This window comes from Nonomuraea longispora (assembly GCF_004348345.1).
GTDB lineage: Bacteria > Actinomycetota > Actinomycetes > Streptosporangiales > Streptosporangiaceae > Nonomuraea > Nonomuraea longispora.
Genome location: NZ_SMJZ01000038.1, coordinates 1 through 19,180, shown reverse-complemented (window position 1 = coordinate 19,180; position 19,180 = coordinate 1). Strand labels below are relative to the sequence as shown.

Genomic DNA, 19,180 nt, shown 5'->3' with positions numbered 1-19,180 from the left:
GGGCGTCGTCGAGTTCTCCTGACGGCTCTGAGCTGGTCATTTCTCGGAAAGGCGGGACCCTGCGCAAGGGTGCGAACCGGGGCATCGCCGTAGCGTCGTTGGCATGAGAATCGACGTGGTGCTGCCGTGCCTGAACGAGGCGGCGGCCCTCCCGTGGGTGCTCGGGCGGATGCCGCACGGTTTCCATCCGATCGTGGTCGACAACGGCTCGGCCGACGGTTCCGCGAAGATCGCCGCCGAGCTCGGCGCGACGGTGGTGAGCGAGCCGCGGACCGGGTTCGGCGCCGCCTGCCATGCCGGGCTGGCCGCCGCGACCTCGGACGTCGTGTGCTTCATGGACGCGGACGCGTCGCTGGACCCCGAGCAGTTGCCCCGGGTGAGCCGCCCCGTCATGGCCGGCGAGGCCGATCTCGTGCTGGGCCGCCGGGTCCGCCGGCCGGGCGCGTCGTGGCCGGCGCATGCCCGGCTCGGCAACGCCGTGCTGGCCAGGCGGTTGCGGCGGCGTACCGGTGCCCGGCTGCGCGACCTTGGGCCGATGCGGGCCTGCCGGCGGGTCGCGCTGCTCCGGCTGGGGATCGTCGACCGACGCTTCGGCTACCCGCTGGAGATGGTCCTGCGCGCCGCGGCGGCGCGCTGGCGCATCGCCGAGGTCGACGTCGACTACCTGCCCCGCGACGGCCGCTCGAAGGTGACCGGTACGGTACGCGGCACGCTGCGGGCCGTCCACGACATGCGGCGGGTCATGGCCCGCGAGGACGGGACCCAGGACGTGAGCACGTGAACCGGACCCAGATCGTGGTGATCGCCAAGGAGCCCGTGCCGGGGAAGGTCAAGACCCGGCTGGTCCCGCCGCTCACCCCGGAGGAGGCGGCCGCCGTGGCCGGCGCCGCGTTGGAGGACACGCTGCGGACGGTCGCCCGGGTGCCGGTCGTCCGCCGGGTGCTGGTGCTCGACGGCGCCCCCGGCGCGTGGCTGCCCGCCGGGTTCACCGTGCTGCCGCAGCGGGGTCGCGGTCTGGACGAGCGGCTGGCGGCGGCCTTCGAGGACGCGTACACGCTGCTGCCCGTGCCCGTCGTGCTGATCGGCATGGACACCCCGCAGGTCACCCCTGGCCTGCTGGCCGACGCCGTGGCGCTGCTCGACGGGCGCGACGCGGTGTTCGGTCCCGCGAACGACGGCGGTTTCTGGCTGCTCGGGCTGCGCGAGCCCGACCCCGCGCTGCTGCTCGGGGTGCCCATGTCGGAACCGGGCACCGGAGAGTTCCAGCGGCGGCGGATGGAGGAGGCGGGGCTGAGCGTCGCGTCGTTGCCGTGCCTGACCGACGTGGACACCATGGCGGACGCGATCGAGGTGGCGGCGCTGGCTCCGCGCTCCCGCTACGCCGCCGCGCTCGCCGGCACCGGGACGCGGCTGTGACCGGCACGCGCGGAGGCAAGCGCGGAGGCACGCGCGGAGGCACGGTGCTGGTGACGGGCGCCGCCGGGTTCATCGGCGGCCACGTGGCGGAGGCGCTGGAAGCGGCCGGCCATCACGTCGTACCGCTCGACCTGCGCCGCGGCGGCGACGTACGCGACCCCGATCTGCTCGACCGGCTGCTGGCGGGCGCGGACGCGGTCGTGCACCAGGCGGCCAGGGTCGGCCTCGGCGTGAACGTGGCCGACATGCCCGGCTACGCCTCGGTCAACGTGTACGGCACGGCGGTGCTGCTGGCCGCGATGGCCGCCCGCGACGTCAGGCGGCTGGTGCTGGCCTCCTCCATGGTGGTCTACGGCGAGGGCGCCTACGACTGCGCGCGGCACGGCCGGGTGCGGCCCGGCCCGCGCTCCGCCGGCGACCTGGCGCGGGGCTCGTTCGAGCCGTCCTGCCCCCGCTGCGGCGACGACGTGCGCTACGCCGCCATCGACGAGGACGCGCCCGTCGATCCGCGCAACGCCTACGCCACCACGAAGCTCGCCCAGGAACACCTCGCCGCCAACTGGGCACGCGAGACCGGCGGCACCGCGGTCGCCCTCCGCTACCACAACGTGTACGGCCCTGGAATGCCCAGGGACACCCCCTACTCGGGGGTCGCGGCGATCTTCCGGTCGGCGCTGGAGGCGGGCCGTGCGCCCCGGGTGTTCGAGGACGGCGGGCAGACGCGCGACTTCGTACACGTCCGCGACGTCGCCGGCGCCAACGTCGCCGCCCTCGCCGGTGGCCGGGCGGGGTGCCTGGCGGCGTACAACGTCGCCAGCGGCGAGCCGCACACCGTCGGCGAGATGGCCAGGGAACTGGCCGCACAGCGCGGCGGGCCCGAGCCGGTCACCACCGGGGAGTACCGGCTGGGCGACGTGCGCCACATCGTGGCCTCACCTCACCGGGCCGCCGCCGAGCTGGGCTTCCGGGCGCGGATCCGCTTCGGGGAGGGCATGAAGGAGTTCGCCACCGCGCCACTCGCCTGAACCCGCCCACGGGGCCCGTTACGGTGCCGGGCCGGTGCAGGTGGCGAACCAGCGGCCGGCGGCGGTCCACAGCTCGACGGTGGGGAAACCGCAGCGTACGGCGAGCAGGCCGATGTCGTCGGCGCAGACGGTCGCCCAGGGGAACCAGTCGCCGGTGCGGCCGCCGTGGCGCAGGCGTACGCGGTCCACCGTGCTCCCCGAGCCGGGAGACCGGACCTCTGCGAACACGGATCCGCCCGGCCTGACCAGTTGCCGCACGCGGCGCAGCAGCGCCTCGGGGTCGCCGCCGATCCCGATGTTGCCGTCGGTCAGCAGCGCCTCGGCCCACAGCCCCGTGCCGGGGAGCGGTTCGAACACGCACCGGAGCAGGGCCAGGCCGCCCGCGCGCCGGGTCAGCTCGACCGCCAGTGGTGTGATGTCGATGCCCAGGGCGAAGATGCCTCTGCGGGCGAGCGCCGCGGTCAGCCGGCCGGCTCCCGAGCCGACGTCCAGGGTGGGTCCTCCGCACCGGCCCAGCACGTGCTCGTCGCCGTCGATGGGCCGCAGCCAGCGTTCGGCGGCGAGCGGGCGTACGCGTCCGTCGGCGTACTCGACCTCGACGTACCGCCCTCGCAGGTTGTGCTCGTAGAAGGCGCCGATCATGGCGCCACGGCTCCCGGGCCGGTGCACGTTCCCGGTCGCGCGGCCCCGTGACGTGGTGCCGCGACCGCGTCGCGCGCGCGGCCGGGCGGCGTAGCCGGCACTCATCCCCCCGAATCCCTGTCGGATGCTGGTGTCCTTACCGGATATACCGTCTGTTATTCCTCGTCACACTGTGCATTCACGCGCCAGGGAAAGCATTGGCACGCGGGTACGCCCCGTCGCTACCGTGTCGCCGGTGACGTACGAGAACCCCCTGGCCTACGTGCTCGGCCTCGAAGGCATGGCCTTGATGCGCTCCTTCACCGGGGAGCACGACCGCGCGTTCGCCGAGGCGCGCATCGCCGAGATCCGGAGGCTCCTGGACGATCCCGCGCTGGCCGGCGCGGGCGTCGAGGTCGCCCGCGTCGACACCGTGGAGGGCTATCGCGTCTGGTCGCGGACGTACGACGACCCCAACTCGGCGTTCTCCTACGACGAGCCGATCATCGAGAGGATCGTCGCCACGTTGCCGGTGGGCCTCGCCCTGGACGCCGCGTGCGGCACGGGCAGGCTGGCCGCGGCCCTGGCCAGGCGCGGCCACAAGATCGTCGGGGTCGACAGCTCGCCCGACATGCTGGCCCGGGCCCGCGAGCGGGTGCCCGAGGGCGACTTCCGTCCCGGCGCGCTCGACCGGTTGCCGGTCGACGACGCCGCCGTCGACCTGATCGTCTGTTGTCTGGCGCTCACCCATGTGCCTTCGCTGGATCCGGTGCTGGCCGAGTTCGCCAGGGTGCTGCGTCCGGGCGGGCACGTGGTGATCTCCGACATCCACCCCGAGGGAGTGGCTCGCGGCATCATCCCGTCGTTGCGTCTGCCGGACGGCCGGCCCGCCCGCGTGGCCACCTACCACCACAGGATCGGCGACTACGTGCGCGCCGCGCTGCGGGCCGGGCTGGAGGTGCGCCGTTGCGAGGAGCCTCGGGAGCCGGGCGCCGAGGTTCCCGAGCCGCAGGGTCCGCCGCGCGAGCCCGGATCCCTCGGGCCGTGGGATCTGTGGCCGTGGGTGCTGGTCGACCATGCGCCCGAGGCGGCGCGGGCGGCCGTCGCCGGCGTCCCCGCCATTGTCGTCTGGCACCTCCAGCGCCCAACGGCCTGATCCTGGACGGGTTCAGCGATCGAGCTCGCCGGCGAGGGGACGCAGGGCCACGGGAAGGGGGCGTTCGCACGTGCTGGCGAGGGTCACCGCCGTGCCGGAACGTGCCGCGTCCAGCAGCGACTCCATGACGTCGAGCACGTGGAAGGCCAGCGAGCCGCCCGCGCGCGGTTCCGCGCCGGAGTGTGCCGAGGCGAAGTCCGCCAGGCCCACGCCGCGCCCGGCCTCGACGTAGCCGGCCGACACCGGCAGTTCCCGCCAGCCCTCCTCCCCCAGCACCGACGCCAGGACGGCGCCGTCGAAGTGGTTCGGGTCGGGTACGGCGAGCGAGCCCTTCTCGCCGTGCACCTCGATGTTGGGCGACCTGGTCGCGACCCCGTCGAAGCTCATCACGAGCGTGGACAGCGCCCCCGACGCGTGCACGAGCACCCCGGTGACGTGGGTGTCGACGCTGACCGGGACCTCCTCACCCTGGCGGGGGCCGGAGCCGATCGTGCGCTTGGGCCGCGTACGCCCCGAGGCGCCGACGACGCTCGCCACCGGCCCGAGCAGCGTCACCAGGCAGGTGACGTAGTAGGGGCCCATGTCGAGCAGGGGGCCGCCGCCGGGGGCGTAGTAGAAGTCGGGGTTGGGGTGCCAGCGTTCGTGGCCCGGCGTCAGCATCGTCGCGGTGGCCGCGACCGGCCTGCCGATCAGGCCGTGGTCGATCGCCATGCGGGCGGTCTGGGTGCCCGTGCCCAGCACCGTGTCGGGCGCGCATCCCACGCGCACTCCTGCCTCGCCGGCCGCGCGCAGCACGCGGGCGGCGTCGGCCACGTTCGCGGCGAGGGGCTTCTCGCAGTAGACGTCCTTGCCGGCGGCGATGGCCTGTAAGGCGATCTCGGCGTGCGCGGCCGGGACGGTCAGGTTGAGCAGGACGTCGATGCGCGGGTCGGCCATCAGCTCGGCCACGCCGAGCACGTCGGTGCCGGGGTAGGGCCGCACCGCTTCCCGCGCCCTGTCGAGGTCGAGGTCGGCCACGGCGGCCAGGCGCACCTGCGGCAGCCGTTCGATGGTGCGGAAATACTGGGCGGAGATCGCGCCGCAGCCGACGACGCCCACGTTCACCGGCTCGCCCACACCATGCCCCTTTCGGTGACGGTGCGCACGCTGTCGTGCTGGAGCACGTCGACGCTGTGCCCGGGGGTCGCGACGAAGACCCGTCCCTTGCCCCAACGCCGGGTCCAGATGGCCGGCGAGGTCACCTCGCGGTGCCACGGGTCCCACGGGCGCACCCGCTGCGTGGTCGTGGCCAGCACGTCGATGTAGTCGTCCGTCAGCACCCAGTACTGCTCGGTGAGGAGGTCGAAGTCGGAGATGCCCTCGGTGATCGGGTGGCCGGCCGCCTCGGGCGACATGTTCACGGTGTAGGGGACGAAGTAGTGCTCCTGTGTGCCCGCGTCCGGGGCGTCCGGCTGCTTGCCCGGGTGGCAGGCGAACTGGCCGCCGATGAGGTGCAGGTAGTCGGAGGAGTTGCGGAAGGAGTCGGCGATGCCGCCGTGCCAGCCCGCCATCCCGGTGCCCGCGCGGATCGCGGCCTCAAGTCCCTGCAGCTCGGCGCGCTCGATCGTGCCCATGGTGTAGCACTGCACGATGAGGTCGACGCCGGCCATGAAAGCGGCGTCCGCGTACGGAGCGGGGGACTCCGCCCTGACCACGTCGAACCCCTGCTTCTCCAGGAAAGGCACGAAAAGTTCCGTGGCCTCGACGGGGGCGTGTCCCTCCCAGCCTCCCCGTACCACAAGGGCTTTCCTGCTGTTCTCGCCTGTCATGTCATCACCTGTCGCTCTATGGTCAACGACTCTGATGGTCGCATCCCGGCCCGCGTTCGAGGAGGGCGGGCCGGTGAAAGGATCGGGTCCTCACCTGAGTGAAAGGCGCAACAGATGGCTCCGAACATCGCGACCGCACGCCGTGTCGAGCTCCCCGAACTGCTCGGCTTCCTCCGTCCCCGGCATCACGGCCTGCTGTCCACCACCCGCGCCGACGGGCGGCCGCAGCTCTCGCCGGTCTCGTGCGGCGTGGACGAGGGCGGCCGGATCGTGGTGTCCACCTATCCCGACCGGGCCAAGGCGCGCAACGCCCGCCGTGACGAGCGGGCGTCGATCTGCGTGCTGTCCGACGACTGGAACGGCCCGTACGTGCAGGTGGACGGCCGCGTCGAGGTGCTCGACATGCCGCAGGCCCTGGAGGCGCTGGTGGAGTACTACCGGTGCATCGCCGGCGAGCACCCCGACTGGGACGAGTACAGAGCGGCCATGCGACGCCAGGACAAGTCGCTGATCCGCCTGCACATCGAGCGCTGGGGCCCCATCGCGACCGGCGGGTTCCCCGCGCGCCTGGCGTCCGGCGACTGAGGTCATCGGGCGGGCGGCGTCCCCGGGCGGCGTCCGCCCGGGGCAACCCCGGCGGTCCGTCGGGTATGTCCGCGTAGGTCCCTTGACATCCGCAATCGTGCGAGCTAGCGTCCTCGAAACCTGGAATTAACGTTCACGTGAACGTTCATCCTCCCCAGGCAATTGTCGACGAGAAGGACGCCCCCTTGACCGTGGACGCCACCCATCCTGCGGCCGACGATCTCCGGCGCGCGCTGATCGCAACCAACCCCAAACTGTCGAAGTTCAATCCGCTCCCCCGCATACTCGCCTTCGACGAGTTCGATACGGGCACGCACGGCTGGTGCGAACTCATCGGGAACCACGACGGCCACGGGAATCTCGACACGGTCGACGTTCACATGCGCGACTTCCGCCCACCGCAGCTCAGCTCGTGCGATTTCTTCGACATCGGCACGCACGCCGCGATGAGCGGGAACTACGCGCTCAAGGTCGCCACCCGGCCGGTGACCGGCCACACCGCGGTGGCGATCCGCCGGCTCACCATGGCCAGGCGCGGGGTGGTGCAGTTCGAGACGTACTTCACGTACAAGAGCGAGGCGGCGACCGCCGAGTCCTCGCTCGGCAACAGCTTCGGCGACATCGAGTGGGACGGCAACCTGCACCCGTCGGAGGCCCAGTTCGGGGCGTTCACCGTGGCCACGGACCTGTGCGACGGCGAGGGCGTGCGCTACCACTGCGTCGCCCGCTACCAGAACACCGACCTCGACCACAATCTCACCAGGCGCTGGATGTATCCCGTGGTGCCCGAGCCGACGCCCAGGGAGAACCTGCACAACCAGGAGAACCTCTCGCCCACGGAGGACTTCACCGCGCCGAACCCCGAGGACTGGCGCCCGCTCGGCGAGGAGCCGCAGTTCCTCTGCTACAACGAGGTGCCGACCAAGGTCAACTGGCACTATCTGCGCTGGCAGTTCGACACCAGGACGCGCACGAACATCGAGTTGCAGGTCAATGACCGGATCATGGACATGCGCCAGGTGCCGGTGCCCGCCTATCCCGACAAGTACGACGGCCTGGAGAACCTGCTCAATTTCTATGTGAGCGTGCGCACCCATTCTCCGGTACGCAACTTTCTTTTCCTTGATTCCGCACTGATTTCCGTGGATTGGTGAACACCGGCATGAGGCACGCTCTTACCGCCGTTCTTGAGCGCAACACCACCTTCACCGCCGATTTCGTGACCGAGCCGTACGAAGCCGGGTGGGCCGCGGAGGCGCGCTGGTTCGTACGCACGCTGGCGCTGGAGGGCGACGCCCCCTCCCTGCGGCTGACCGCCCAGATCTCCCCCGACGGGCTGCACTGGTGCGACGACGACGGGAGCACCGAGCAGATCGCCACGGAGCCCGGGATGGTGTCCATGCGGGTGCGCGAGTTCGGCCACTGGTTGCGCCTGCGGGCCACGCTGACCGGCGGCGACCCGAAGGCCAAGGTGCTGGTCTACCTGGCGCTCAAGAGCTGAGAGGAGCTCGACATGACGGCAACGGAGGGGGTGGGCAGGCGGCGGTTCCTGGCCCTCCTGGGAGCCGGCGCCGCCGGCGCCTCCCTCCCCGCCCTCGTCACCGGGTGCGCGCCCGGCGGCAAGGGGACGGGACCGGCCGCCGGAGGGAACCGGCCGCTCAGCGCCGCGTTCTACCAGGCGATCAACGACCTCGACCCGCACGGCCCGAGCGCCGTGGACGAGGCGTCGCTGCTCGCCAACCGGCAGATCTACGACACGCTCGCCACCTGGGACGGCGAGAAGGCGGCGCCGAGCCTGGCCACGTCGTGGCGCCAGCCCGACGAGACGACGTGGGAGTTCACACTCCGCGACGACGTCGTCTTCCACGACGGCGGCAAGCTCACCTCGGCCGACGTCAAGGCGTCGCTGGAGCGGCTGGCCGCCTCCGACGGCCCGCAGAAGCCGCTGTGGTCCACGGTGGACACGATCAAGGCCCCCGACACGCACACCCTCACGATCACCACGAAGGAGCCCGTGGGCACCCTGCTGGTGAACCTGACCCTCGCCTTCATCCTGCCCGCCGCCCGGCTCGGCAAGGGCGACCTGTCACGCAAGGCCGTCGGCAGCGGCCCCTTCGCCGTCGAGTCGTTCACGCCGTCGTCGGAGCTGCTGCTCAAGCCCGCTCCCGGCTACTGGGGCGGGGCGCCCAAGCTGGCCGGCCTGCGCCTGCCGTACATCCCGGAGTCCTCCACGCGCATGACGTCGCTGCAGAACGGCGAGGTGGACGTCACCTGGATCATCCCGCCCGACGAGCTCGAACGGCTGCGCGGCGTCGACGGCGTGACGATCGAGAGCAAGCCGGGCGTGAACTACTTCCTCACCTGGTTCAACTGCGGCAAGAAGCCCTTCTCCGACCCGCGCGTGCGCCGCGCGCTGCTGCACGCGCTCGACGTCAGGACGATCGTCTCCAGCCTGTACGGCGACGCCGCCGCCGTCATGGACGCCCCGATCCCGTCCGCCGTCTTCGGCCACGCCCCGCAGAAGCCCTACGAGTACGATCCCGAGCTGGCCAGGCGCGAACTTGCCGAGGCCGGTCACGGTTCGGGGATCCGCACCTCGATGATGTGGTTCAAGGACACCGGCCCCCTGGCCACCGAGCTGGCCCAGTCGATCATCTCGGCCTGGGGCAAGGTCGGCGTGGTCGTCGAGCCGCAGCAGATCGAGAAGGCGGCCTGGCTCAAGCGGCTCACGGCCCTCGACTGGGACATCGAGCTCCAGGTCAACACCGTGACCACCGGCGACGCCGACTACACGCTCGGCCGGCTCTACACCAGCGAGGCCAACCGCATGGGCTACGCCAACAAGGAGCTCGACGGCATCCTCGCCAAGGCCAAGGCGACCTCCGACCAGGACGAGCGCAAGTCGCTGTACGGCCGGGCATGCGAGATCATCTGGCGCGACGCGGTCGGCGTCTTCCCCGCGGCGCTGGCCGCCACCTACGGGCTGCGCTCCACCGTCGCGGGGTTCGTCCCCGCGGCCAACAGCCAGCCCGAGTTCCGCACGGTGTCGGCCACCGGGTGATCCGTGCGAGACCAGATCAGCCCGGGAGCACCATTGCGTGAGACACGCCGTACGACACTGAAGGACATCGCCGAGAGCCTCGGCGTCTCCGTGAACACCGTCTCCAGGGCGCTCGCGGACAAGGACAGCGTCGGCCTCGAGACGCGCAAGCGGGTGAAGGCCGAGGCCGAGCGGCTGGGCTACGTGCCCAACTCCACGGCCAGGTCGCTGGTGCTCGGCTCCGCGAGCACCCTCGGCATGGTGATCACCAACCCGTCCAACCCGTTCTACGCCCAGCTCATCAGCGGGATGGAGCAGCATTGCCGGCGGCACGGCTACTCCTTACTGCTGATGGCGACGGAGGAGAGCCTGGCCAACGAGCGGCGCGCGGCCGAGGAGCTGCTGCGCCGCGGCGTGGACGGGGTGCTCGTGGTGGCGGTGCAGGAAGGCGCCGAGCACTGGCGGCGCTTCCGGGCCGCAGGGGTGCCGCTGATCCTCATCAACCGTGACGTGCCCGAGCTGAACGCCGACCTGGTGGGCGTCGACCACGTCAAGGGCGGCTACGAGGCGGCCAGGCACGCCGTCACCCAGGGCGCCAGGAAGATCTACTTCCTGGAGGAGGACCTCGGCGTGTCGGCGATCGCCGACCGCGTCGAGGGGTACCGGCGGGCCATGGCCGACAGCGGCCTGCCCGTCGAGCCCGACACCATGATCAAGGTGCCGACCCGGCGGCTGGAGCAGAGCGCGATGCCGTGGGACCCGAGCGAGGCGTACCGGCTGGCCCGGGAGGTCGTACGGACCGCGCAGCGGCCGATGGCGTTCGTGGCGGGCAACGACTATTTCGCGCTCGGCGTCTACCGGGTCGCCGACGAGGCGGGGCTGCGGATCCCCGACGACGTCCTGGTCGTCGGCTACGGCGGGCACCCGTTCGCCCCCTACGTGATCCCCTCGCTCACCACCGTGGAACTGCCCGCCGCGGACATCGCCGTGTCGGCCGTGGACCGCATGCTGCGCCGGCTCGGCAGGCAGGACGCCGCGGGCGCTCCGGAACAGGTCCTGTTCCCGCCCCGGCTGGTCGTCCGGGCGTCGAGCGGCGGGGGCGGCACATGACCGCCTACCTCGGGCGACGGCTCGCCCAGGCGCTGCTGCAGATCTGGGGCGCCATCACGATCGTCTTCGTCGCCCTGCGCGTGCTGCCCGGCGATCCGGCCGAGCTGATCCTCGGCAGCCAGGCCACCCCGGAGGCGCTGGACGAGCTGCGCGGCACCCTCGGGCTCGACGAGCCCCTGCTCGTGCAGTACGCCACCCACATGCGGGACGTCGTCGCCCTCGACTTCGGCCACTCCTGGCGGCAGAACGTCAGCGCCCTCGACGCCTGCCTGGAACGTCTCGGCCCGACCCTCTCCCTGTCGGCGTGGGCGATGGTGATCACCATCGTGCTGGGCTTCGTGGCCGGTTCGTTCGCCGCCCGCCGCGCGAACACCTGGGCCGACCACCTGGTCTCGGTGTCCTCGCTGGTCGGCCAGGCGCTCCCGCCGTTCTGGATCGGCATCATGCTCTCGCTCATCTTCGCGCGCTGGCTGCAGATCCTGCCCAGCACGGCCGACGGCACCCTGGGCAGCCTGCTGCTGCCCGCGTTCACGCTGGCGCTGCCGTTCGTGGGGTGGCTGGGCCGGCTCGTACGCACCGGGATCCTCGAGGAGATGAACCAGGACTACGTCCGCACGGCCCACGCCAAGGGCATGAGCCACCGGGTGGTGTTCTACATCCACGTGCTGCGCAACACCCTCGTCCCGGTGGTGACCATGCTGGGCCTGCTCATGGGGTACTTCATCGCGAACGGCGTCATCGTCGAGGTGATCTTCGCCTGGCCGGGGATCGGGTCGCTGCTCATCGACTCGATCACGTTCCGCGACTACGCCGTGGTCGAGGCCGTGCTGACCGTGATCACGGTCTGCTACATCCTGCTCAACCTGCTGGTCGACGTGCTCTACGTGCACCTCGACCCCAGGATCCAGTTGGAGAACGCCTGATGACAGTGAACGTGCGAGGCGCGACGCTCGCCGGCCGGCTGGCCGGGCTGCCCCTGCGCGCGCACCTGGCGCTCGGGACCGTGCTGCTGTTCGTGCTGGCCGGCCTGCTCGGGCCGCTGCTGGCGCCGTACGACGCCGCGCGCACCAGCCCGGTCGACCGGCTGCTGCCTCCGGGGACCCGGTTGTCCGACGGCGCGATGGCCTGGCTCGGCACCGACCAGGTGGGGCAGGACATCCTGGCCGAGGTGCTGGCCGGGATGCGCACCTCGCTGACGGTGGCGCTGGTGACCGTGGTCGTCGGCGGGTCGGCCGGGCTGCTGCTGGGCCTGCTCGCGGGCTATTTCGGCGGCTGGGCCGACGGCATCATCTCCAGGGTCGGCGACATCCAGCTCGCCTTCCCCAGCCTGCTGCTGGCCATCCTGCTGGCCGGTGTCCTGGGCCCGAGCATGGTGAACGTGATCATCGCGCTGGCGGTCACCCGATGGGTGATCTTCGCCAGAGTGGTGCGCGGCTCGGCGCTGGCCGTGCGCGACCGGGAGTTCGTGGACTCGGCGCGGGTGATGGGCGCCTCCCACGCGCGCATCCTCGCCGGCTACATCCTGCCGTCGTGCCTGCCACCGCTGATGGTCGCCGCCACCGTGCAGGTCGGCCTGACCATGGTCGCCGAGGCGTCGCTGAGCTTCCTCGGCCTCGGCGTGCCGGCCTCCCAGGCGTCGTGGGGCTCGACGATCGCCGAGGGCCGCGACTACCTCGCCTCGGCCTGGTGGATCGCCGCCGTGCCCGGCGCCGCCCTGGCCCTCGTCGTGGTCAGCATCGGCGTGCTCGGCGACCTGCTGCGCGACGTCTCCGACCCGATGACGGAGCTGTGACGATGGCCAACGAATCCGCGACCCCGCTGCTGGAGGTCGAGAACCTGGCCGTGGAGTTCGACACGCCTGCCGGGCCGCTGCGGGCCGTGCGCGGGGTGTCCTTCGAGGTCGGCGAGTGCGAGACGCTCGCGATCGTCGGCGAGTCCGGCAGCGGCAAGAGCGTGACCGCGCAGGCGCTGATGGGGCTGGTGCCGCAGGCGGCGCGCATCGCGGGAGGGCGCGTCTCGATCGAGGGCCGCGACGTCGCCGGGCTGTCCGACCGCGAGTGGCAGGCGCTGCGGGGCGAACGCATCTCCATGATCTTCCAGGATCCGCTGAGCGCGCTGAACCCGTCGCTCACGGTGGGCTACCAGATCGGGGAGATGTTCCGCAGGCACCGCGGCGCCGGCCGGGCCGAGGCCCGCCGCCGGGCGGCGGAGCTGATGGCGCTGGTGGGCATCCCCGACGCCGAACGGCGGCTGGACGACCATCCGCACCGCTTCTCCGGCGGCATGCGGCAGCGGGTGATGATCGCGATGGCGCTGGCGCTCGACCCGCGGCTGCTCATCGCCGACGAACCCACCACCGCGCTGGACGTGACCGTGCAGGCCCAGATCCTGCGGCTGCTGCGGCAGCGGCAGCGGGCCGAGCGGCTCGGCATGATCCTCATCAGCCACGACCTCGGCGTGGTCGCGCGGGCGGCCGACCGGGTGGCCGTCATGTACGCGGGCCGCATCGTCGAGACCGGCACCGTGGCCGAGGTGTACGAGCGGCCCGCCCACCCGTACACGCTGGGCCTGATGCGGGCGGTGCCCGACCCGCGCGACATCGGCGCCCCGCTGGAGGCGATCGAGGGCCGGCCGCCCGACCTGGCCGCGCGGCCCGCCGGCTGCGCCTTCCACCCGCGCTGCCCGTTCGCCAGGGACGTCTGTCTCACCGACGACCCCGCCCCGCACGAGTTCCACGCCGCGCGGGCCAGCGCCTGCCACTTCGCCGAGGAGGTGATCGCGCATGGCGGGAACTGAGCCCCTGCTGGAGCTGTCCGACCTGGTGACGAGCTACCGCCTGCGGCCGGGGATCGGCCGGCCGGGAGGCGAGGTGCGGGCCGTGGCCGGCGTGAGCCTGACCGTCCACGCGGGCGAGACCGTCGGCCTGGTCGGCGAGTCCGGGTGCGGCAAGTCCACGATCGCGCGGACCATCGTCGGCCTGGTGCGCCCGTCCGGCGGCAAGGTCCTGTTCGACGGCCGCGACCTCGGCGCTCTGCCCGCCAAGGAGCTGCGCAGGCTGCGCCGGGACATCCAGATCGTCTTCCAGGACCCGTACGCCTCGCTGAACCCCCGCATGACCGTCGCCAACCTCATCAAGGAGGCGTGGCGCATCCACCCGGGGCTGGTGCCGCGCGAGCGGTGGGACGACGAGGTGGACGCGCTGCTGGAGCGGGTCGGCCTGCGCTCCGAGCACGCCGGCCGCTATCCCCACCAGTTCTCGGGCGGGCAGCGCCAGCGCATCAGCATCGCCAGGGCGCTGGCCGTGCGGCCCCGGCTGATCGTCTGCGACGAGGCCGTGTCCGCGCTCGACGTCTCGGTGCGGGCGCAGATCCTCAACCTGCTGCAGGAGTTGCAGCGCGATTTGGGCGTGTCGTACCTGTTCATCTCGCACGACCTGGGCGTCGTCCGGCACCTGTGCGACCGGGTGGCGGTGATGTACCTCGGCAAGATCGTCGAGACCGGTTCCAAGGAGGAGATCTACCGCAGCCCCGCCCACCCGTACACGCAGGCGCTGCTGTCGGCGGCGCCCAGCCTGGACGACTGGCGGACCGACGAGAGCGACGAGATCGTCCTGACCGGAGATGTTCCCTCGCCGTTGAGCCCGCCGACAGGCTGCCGTTTCCGTACGCGCTGCTGGCGGGCCCAGGATCGGTGCCGCGACGAGGAACCGGCGCCGGCCGAACGGGACACGGGTCACCCGGTCGCCTGCCACTTCCCCGGAGCGCTTCCGCCCCCCACCACGACGGCGCCCGACAGCGGCCGCCTCACGAAGGAGTGATCCATGCCAGGCACGTTCCTGCCCGCGCTCGCCACCGGCGCCCTGCTGGCCACCGCCGTGCTCGCGGGCGCGGGCCCCGCCGCCGCCTCCTCCGCGGGCACCTGCGCGGACGCGCCCACCGCGCCGGTGAGGACGGAGGCCGTCTTCAACGACCCGGTGGGCGGCGACGGGGCGGCGCTCGTACGCAGGCTCTGCGGCCTCGTCCGGCAGACGCCCCCGGGCGCCCGCATCCAGGTCGCCCACTTCGTCATGTCGGGCGCCACGGGCACGGAGTTCGCCGGCGAGCTCATCAAGGCGCACCAGCGCGACGTGGACGTGCAGGTCGTCCTCGACGGCGACAAGCGCGGCGCGGCCATCGCGGGCGAACTGGCGGCGGCCCTCGGCACGGACACCTCGGCGCGCTCCTGGCTGCACGTGTGCACCGGGCCGCCTTCCGGCGGCACCGCCGCGTGCATCGGCGACAAAGGCCAGCACAACAAGTTCTACCTGTTCTCGCGCACCGGCCGCGCCTCCGACGTGGTGGCGCAGTCGTCGGCCAACCTGACCGACCTCAACTCCACGACGTACTGGAACAACGTGGTCGTCCTGCCCGGCAACCGGCGCCTGTACGCCGCCTACGCCGGCTACTTCGCCGACCTGGCCGCCGAGCGCAAGAACCTCGACTACTACCGCGTCGTCCAGACGGGCGGGCCCGGCGGCTCGGTGCGGGCCCACTTCTTCCCCAAGGCGGACGGCGATCCCATCGTCGACCACCTCGGCAAGGTGTCATGCCGGGGCGGGACGACGATCAGGGTCGGCATGTCGGAGTGGGACGCCTACCGTGTCGCCGTCCCGCAGCGGCTGCGTGACCTGGCGGCGCGGGGCTGCACCGTACGGATCGTCTACGGGATCATGGACGACGAGGTCAAGGAGCTGCTGCTGGCCGAGCCGCGGGTCGAGCTGCGAGCCCTCGGCGACGGGGACGCGCTGCCCGGCCGCGTTCACTCGAAATACCTGCTCATCGAGGGCTCCTACGACGGGGACCGCCACGCCCGCCGGGTGTTCACGGGCAGCCACAACTACAACGAGACGTCGCTGCGCCGCAACGACGAGGTGCTGCTGCGGCTGAACAACCGGGCCGTCTACGAGCAGTACGCGGCCAACTTCGAGCGCATGCGCGAGGTGGCATCGCCCGCGACGCAGCCGTAGCGTTCATGGCGCTGCCGGCGTAGGACGACGCCCAGGCGGCCCCGCTATGGCCGGGCGGTGCCGCACGCTCGGCTCCGCCCGCGCCGAAGCCGCCGCGCGCGGGGTACGGGTCGAGGCGGCTTCGGCAGTCGCCCGCACAGCGGGCGATCCGCGGCTGGTCGAACGGCTGGCGGCCAACCTGGCGCACAACGCCGTGCGCCGCAACGTCGCCGGCGGCCGGGCACACGTCCGGACCGGGATCGAGGCGGGACGGCCGACGCTGCGCGTGCGCAACAGCGGGCCGGTCATCCCCCGCCGACCAGGTCGACGCCCTGTTCCAGCCCTTCAGGAGGCTCGCGGGCGACCGGACCGGGGACGGGCACGGCCTGGGACTCTGGCTGTCCATCGTGGCCGCCGACGCCGCCGCCCACCACGCCGAGCTCACCGCCCGCGCGCTTCCCGGCGGCGGTCTCGAGGTGCGGGCCGGCTTCCCGGGCGACCATGGACGAGGGATCAGGCAGGCGCCTCCCCAAGAGACGGCTCTCAGCCGCTGCGGCCCTCCAGGCCCGCGATCGCGATCGTGCCGGACGTGCCGCGCAGGCCGAATCCGTGGCGGAAGCCCTCGCGGGCCTGCGCGGTGGCCAGCGTGTCGCCGATCGAGACCGTGCGCAGCCGCCGCCACCCGCCCCCCGTCCCGGCCGTCCGGGCGAAGGAGGTGATGGTGTCGCCCGCCAACACCAGCGCGAACCGGTCGCCGGGCTCCAGGGTCAGCGCGGCGTCACCCGGCGTGTCGAGGAACCGGCCGCCGACCCGCACGTTGATGCCCGACCGCTCGCGGGTGTGGTTGTACCAGGCGGTCACGTAGTTGTCCTGGTCCTTGACCCAGCCGACGAACACGCTGTCCTCGGCGCTGCCGGTGCCGGCGAAGCTCCCGGCCGTCACCATGCTGAGCGCGTCGGCCGACGACGGCCCCGCCGGACCCGCGACCACGCCGAAGAACGGCCGCGCGCCGCTGCCCGCGAACCTGCCGCCGCCGACCGTGATCTCCGGCTCGGCCTCGCCGCCCTCCGGCCGGTGCACGGTGTAGCCCGCGGAGGTGTCGGTGGCGAACGTGTCCTCCACCTCCACCCGCGCGTACGCGGCCGGGTCGAGCTCCCGCTCCACGTGCGCGTACGCGCTCACCGCCCGCGCCCGCCCGTCGTAGGCGGCGAAGGCGCGCACCGGGTGCACGTCGGGGCGCGGCCCGTCGCCGTCCGGCGGCGACACGCGCCAGCGCACCGTGAACTCGCCGCCCGGCCGCACCACGGGCGTCCCGGTCCTGCCGCGCGGCTCGGCGGACCAGCCGGGCGGCACGGCCAGCTCGACCTTCACCCTCGTGGCCGGGCTGCGGCCGTGGTTGGCGAACGTCGTGGTGACGGCGGCGGGTGCGCCCTGCTCGGTGACGGACACGTCGAGGCCGGTGTCGCCGGCGGCGGGCGACCACGCCTGCAGCTCGGTGACGCCGACGTACGCGCCCGGCCGCGGCACGAACACCAGCCGGATCGCGGTCGTCGTCAGCTCGGGGAACGTGACCCGGTTCAGCGCCGCGCCGGCGGGCCGCTCCGGCGTGCGCGTCTGGCCGGGCACCTCGCGCCACACCTCACCGTCCAGGAACTCCAGCCGGTACGACGCCGGCGCCCGCACCGCGCCGCCGTCGTCGTAGGTGTGGAACCGCACGTCGCTCACCCGGGTCGGCACGCCGAAGTCGACGCCGAGATGGTCCTCGGCGTTCGGCGAGCGGTAGTTCGTCCACCGGCTGTGCGGGATGTCGTCGTAGAAGATCTGCCCGTCCACGGCGTCCCACACGCTGTCGATGCCGCCCGTGTACGAGGCGAACGGCTTGGGGTGGCCGGTGCCGTGCGGGTTCGCGGCGTCGTTGCTCGGGCGCGCGGCGCGGTCCGGAGCGCGGCCCGGCACGCGGGCGGCCAGCTCGCCGAGCCCGGGCCGCGCGGCCGCGATCCTGCCGTCCACGTAGAGGCGCAGGCCCTTCCCCAGGCCGTACCTGGTGCCGTCGCGGTCCCACAGGACCGTCACGTTGTGCCCGTGGTAGGGCACGTTCTCCAGCGCGAAGTGGCTCCACGCGGCGGGGACCAGCGGGTTGACCACGACCTTGCCACCGGGCTGGGGACGCAGCCCGATCAGGCCGCTGATCACCAGGTCGTTGAAGGTGGAGTGGTTGTAGTGCTCGCTGTGGCCCTTGCCGTCGTAGATCCAGCGCGGCTCGTCGGGGTGGTGAGCCTCGGCGACGTACGGGCGGCCGTCCTTGTACTGGGTGAGCGCGTAGCCGCGCAGCAGCCGATAGTAGTCGGCGGCGCTCACCACGTCCTGGTCGCGTTCGTTGAGCAGGTTGGCCAGCGCGGTCAGCGTGGTCGAGGTCGAGTACGGCCAGCTCGGCCCGTTCCACCGGCAGCAGCCGCTCAGCGCGTCCTTCATGAACAGCGGGCTGCGCCGCTCGGCGGTGGCCGGCCCGTACGGCGCGGCGAACCCCTGCGGGTCGAGCAGTTGCTCCCACGCCCGCTCGGTGCCGGGCCGGGCCATGCCGAACGCCCACGGCACGAACCCGATCTGCTCCCTGGTGGAGACGAGCTTCTGCTCCGGGTCCAGGTCGCCGCGGGCCCTGTGGTAGAAGAAGCCCCTCTCGCCGTCCCACAGGTGGCGGTGCAGGGCGTCGCGCAGCGCGTCGGCCCGCCGCCCGAACGTCCTGGCCAGCGCCCTGTCGCCGCGCATCTCGGCGATCGCCGCGATGGCCCTGGCGTCGCCGTACTGGTAGGCGTTGAGCGTCGGCCGGTAGCCCGCGCCGCCGTGGTAGGGGTCGTCGGGGTCGGTCTCGTAGGCGGAGGCGGTGTACTCCATCGCGTCCCACACCGGAACCGACCAGTAGAGCCCGAGCCGCTCGTCGTACTGGCCGCCCCACTTGTCGTACTGGCGGACCAGGTCGGGCAGCAGGTTCTCGACGAAGGCCGCGTCGCCGGTGACGAGGTAGCGCTGGTAGACGGCGTCGGCCGCCCACCACGCGTACTGGTGGGCCCAGTCGTCGGTGTCCTCGTTGACGAAGTCCTCCTTCGGCTTGGGCCCGGCGCCGGGGCCCTGCAGCCAGTACGTGAGGTAGTCGTCGACGGGGCGGCGGTCGCGCAGCCAGCGGCCCTCGTACACGTGGTGACCCGCGGCGGCGACGATGCCGCCGAGCGGCGCGGCGTATCCGGGGGCGTTGTGGAACTCGGTGATGATGTGGCCGGTCGCGGCGTCGGTGTAGCGGATGTGCCGCTTGAAGGTACTCCAGCGGTAGTAGTAGACGTCCTGGATCTGCTGGTCGGGCACGTCGAGGAAGGGGATGTTGGCTTCGTACCACGCCGGTTCGGCGAGGCCTGCCAGCAGCGCTCGGTGGTCGAGGAACTC

Annotated in this window: 19 protein-coding genes; 14 read left to right on the top strand and 5 right to left on the bottom strand. The window is 72.5% G+C overall.

Annotation, left to right across the window (positions count from 1 at the left end):
* Window positions 1-103 precede the first annotated feature (103 nt).
* From E1267_RS12835 to E1267_RS12825, 3 genes are read left to right on the top strand one after another with little or no spacing between them, the layout of a single operon-like run.
* The gene (locus E1267_RS12835) at window positions 104-781 is read left to right on the top strand and encodes a glycosyltransferase family 2 protein (protein WP_132332663.1); all 678 of its coding nucleotides are present in this window, start codon (window positions 104-106) and stop codon (window positions 779-781) included.
* The gene (locus tag E1267_RS12830; RefSeq protein ID WP_132332662.1) at window positions 778-1,416 is read left to right on the top strand and encodes a TIGR04282 family arsenosugar biosynthesis glycosyltransferase; all 639 of its coding nucleotides are present in this window, start codon (window positions 778-780) and stop codon (window positions 1,414-1,416) included. Before E1267_RS12835 ends, E1267_RS12830 begins: the two co-directional genes overlap by 4 nt.
* Window positions 1,413-2,441: an NAD-dependent epimerase/dehydratase family protein gene (locus E1267_RS12825; RefSeq protein ID WP_246063814.1), complete on the top strand. Its 1,029-nt coding sequence runs from the start codon at window positions 1,413-1,415 to the stop codon at window positions 2,439-2,441. Before E1267_RS12830 ends, E1267_RS12825 begins: the two co-directional genes overlap by 4 nt.
* An 18-nt stretch (window positions 2,442-2,459) precedes the next feature.
* Here the strand turns inward: E1267_RS12825 and E1267_RS12820 are convergent, their stop codons facing one another.
* A complete protein-coding gene (locus E1267_RS12820; RefSeq protein ID WP_246063812.1) occupies window positions 2,460-3,188 on the bottom strand; it encodes a class I SAM-dependent methyltransferase in 729 nt (242 codons plus the stop codon).
* 130 nt (window positions 3,189-3,318) lie between these two features.
* Between E1267_RS12820 and E1267_RS12815 the strand changes: the two genes are divergently transcribed.
* Entirely contained in the window at window positions 3,319-4,218 is a 900-nt protein-coding gene (locus E1267_RS12815) for a class I SAM-dependent methyltransferase (protein WP_132332661.1), read from the top strand.
* Between the two features lie 12 nt (window positions 4,219-4,230).
* On the opposite strand, the gene E1267_RS12810 is transcribed toward E1267_RS12815, so the two are convergent.
* Together E1267_RS12810 and E1267_RS12805 are read right to left on the bottom strand one after the other, a co-directional pair.
* Entirely contained in the window at window positions 4,231-5,334 is a 1,104-nt protein-coding gene (locus tag E1267_RS12810; RefSeq protein ID WP_132332660.1) for a Gfo/Idh/MocA family protein, read from the bottom strand.
* A complete protein-coding gene (locus tag E1267_RS12805; protein WP_132332659.1) occupies window positions 5,319-6,026 on the bottom strand; it encodes a ThuA domain-containing protein in 708 nt (235 codons plus the stop codon). The genes E1267_RS12810 and E1267_RS12805 overlap by 16 nt, the downstream gene beginning before the upstream one ends.
* Window positions 6,027-6,140: 114 nt before the next feature.
* On the opposite strand from E1267_RS12805, the gene E1267_RS12800 reads away from it, so the two are divergent.
* The 10 genes from E1267_RS12800 to E1267_RS12755 all read left to right on the top strand — a co-directional run bounded on the left by E1267_RS12800 (window position 6,141) and on the right by E1267_RS12755 (window position 15,766).
* Window positions 6,141-6,611: a PPOX class F420-dependent oxidoreductase gene (locus tag E1267_RS12800; RefSeq protein ID WP_132332658.1), complete on the top strand. Its 471-nt coding sequence runs from the start codon at window positions 6,141-6,143 to the stop codon at window positions 6,609-6,611.
* A 137-nt stretch (window positions 6,612-6,748) separates the two neighbouring features.
* Window positions 6,749-7,765 carry a DUF6772 family protein gene (locus tag E1267_RS12795; RefSeq protein ID WP_201760984.1) on the top strand — a complete coding sequence of 339 codons (1,017 nt, stop codon included), beginning with the start codon at window positions 6,749-6,751 and terminating at the stop codon, window positions 7,763-7,765.
* Between the two features lie 8 nt (window positions 7,766-7,773).
* Complete coding sequence (locus E1267_RS12790) at window positions 7,774-8,112, top strand: hypothetical protein (RefSeq protein WP_132332657.1); 339 nt, start codon at window positions 7,774-7,776, stop codon at window positions 8,110-8,112.
* Window positions 8,113-8,124: 12 nt separating this feature from the next.
* Window positions 8,125-9,672 carry an ABC transporter substrate-binding protein gene (locus E1267_RS12785; protein ID WP_132332656.1) on the top strand — a complete coding sequence of 516 codons (1,548 nt, stop codon included), beginning with the start codon at window positions 8,125-8,127 and terminating at the stop codon, window positions 9,670-9,672.
* A 33-nt stretch (window positions 9,673-9,705) separates the two neighbouring features.
* Entirely contained in the window at window positions 9,706-10,761 is a 1,056-nt protein-coding gene (locus tag E1267_RS12780) for a LacI family DNA-binding transcriptional regulator (protein ID WP_132332655.1), read from the top strand.
* Window positions 10,758-11,684, top strand: coding sequence for an ABC transporter permease (locus tag E1267_RS12775; RefSeq protein WP_132332654.1), 927 nt, complete (start codon window positions 10,758-10,760; stop codon window positions 11,682-11,684). The genes E1267_RS12780 and E1267_RS12775 overlap by 4 nt, the downstream gene beginning before the upstream one ends.
* Window positions 11,684-12,553, top strand: coding sequence for an ABC transporter permease (locus tag E1267_RS12770; RefSeq protein ID WP_132332653.1), 870 nt, complete (start codon window positions 11,684-11,686; stop codon window positions 12,551-12,553). Before E1267_RS12775 ends, E1267_RS12770 begins: the two co-directional genes overlap by 1 nt.
* 2 nt (window positions 12,554-12,555) lie before the next feature.
* Window positions 12,556-13,557, top strand: a complete 1,002-nt coding sequence (locus E1267_RS12765; protein WP_132332652.1) for an ABC transporter ATP-binding protein — start codon at window positions 12,556-12,558, stop codon at window positions 13,555-13,557.
* Window positions 13,544-14,578 (top strand): ABC transporter ATP-binding protein, encoded by a 1,035-nt coding sequence (locus E1267_RS12760; protein ID WP_132332651.1) that lies wholly within the window; start codon window positions 13,544-13,546, stop codon window positions 14,576-14,578. Before E1267_RS12765 ends, E1267_RS12760 begins: the two co-directional genes overlap by 14 nt.
* A gap of 3 nt (window positions 14,579-14,581) precedes the next feature.
* The gene (locus E1267_RS12755; RefSeq protein ID WP_132332650.1) at window positions 14,582-15,766 is read left to right on the top strand and encodes a phospholipase D-like domain-containing protein; all 1,185 of its coding nucleotides are present in this window, start codon (window positions 14,582-14,584) and stop codon (window positions 15,764-15,766) included.
* Window positions 15,767-16,050: 284 nt separating this feature from the next.
* Here E1267_RS12755 and E1267_RS12750 read toward each other — a convergent pair whose 3' ends face one another.
* Together E1267_RS12750 and E1267_RS44290 are read right to left on the bottom strand one after the other, a co-directional pair.
* Window positions 16,051-16,248: a hypothetical protein gene (locus E1267_RS12750; protein WP_132332649.1), complete on the bottom strand. Its 198-nt coding sequence runs from the start codon at window positions 16,246-16,248 to the stop codon at window positions 16,051-16,053.
* Between the two features lie 40 nt (window positions 16,249-16,288).
* The coding region (locus E1267_RS44290) for an MGH1-like glycoside hydrolase domain-containing protein (RefSeq protein ID WP_165959590.1) at window positions 16,289-19,180 on the bottom strand (2,892 nt) is incomplete at its 5' end.

What these genes read in the sequence shown, in the direction of transcription:
- E1267_RS12835 (WP_132332663.1), top strand. Translation starts at nt 104, where the DNA reads ATGAGAATCGACGTGGTGCTGCCGTGCCTGAACGAGGCGGCGGCCCTC.
- E1267_RS12820 (WP_246063812.1), bottom strand. Translation starts at nt 3,188, where the DNA reads ATGAGTGCCGGCTACGCCGCCCGGCCGCGCGCGCGACGCGGTCGCGGC.
- E1267_RS12805 (WP_132332659.1), bottom strand. Translation starts at nt 6,026, where the DNA reads ATGACAGGCGAGAACAGCAGGAAAGCCCTTGTGGTACGGGGAGGCTGG.
- E1267_RS12800 (WP_132332658.1), top strand. Translation starts at nt 6,141, where the DNA reads ATGGCTCCGAACATCGCGACCGCACGCCGTGTCGAGCTCCCCGAACTG.
- E1267_RS12790 (WP_132332657.1), top strand. Translation starts at nt 7,774, where the DNA reads ATGAGGCACGCTCTTACCGCCGTTCTTGAGCGCAACACCACCTTCACC.
- E1267_RS12785 (WP_132332656.1), top strand. Translation starts at nt 8,125, where the DNA reads ATGACGGCAACGGAGGGGGTGGGCAGGCGGCGGTTCCTGGCCCTCCTG.
- E1267_RS12775 (WP_132332654.1), top strand. Translation starts at nt 10,758, where the DNA reads ATGACCGCCTACCTCGGGCGACGGCTCGCCCAGGCGCTGCTGCAGATC.
- E1267_RS12770 (WP_132332653.1), top strand. Translation starts at nt 11,684, where the DNA reads ATGACAGTGAACGTGCGAGGCGCGACGCTCGCCGGCCGGCTGGCCGGG.
- E1267_RS12765 (WP_132332652.1), top strand. Translation starts at nt 12,556, where the DNA reads ATGGCCAACGAATCCGCGACCCCGCTGCTGGAGGTCGAGAACCTGGCC.
- E1267_RS12760 (WP_132332651.1), top strand. Translation starts at nt 13,544, where the DNA reads ATGGCGGGAACTGAGCCCCTGCTGGAGCTGTCCGACCTGGTGACGAGC.
- E1267_RS12755 (WP_132332650.1), top strand. Translation starts at nt 14,582, where the DNA reads ATGCCAGGCACGTTCCTGCCCGCGCTCGCCACCGGCGCCCTGCTGGCC.
- E1267_RS12750 (WP_132332649.1), bottom strand. Translation starts at nt 16,248, where the DNA reads ATGGTCGCCCGGGAAGCCGGCCCGCACCTCGAGACCGCCGCCGGGAAG.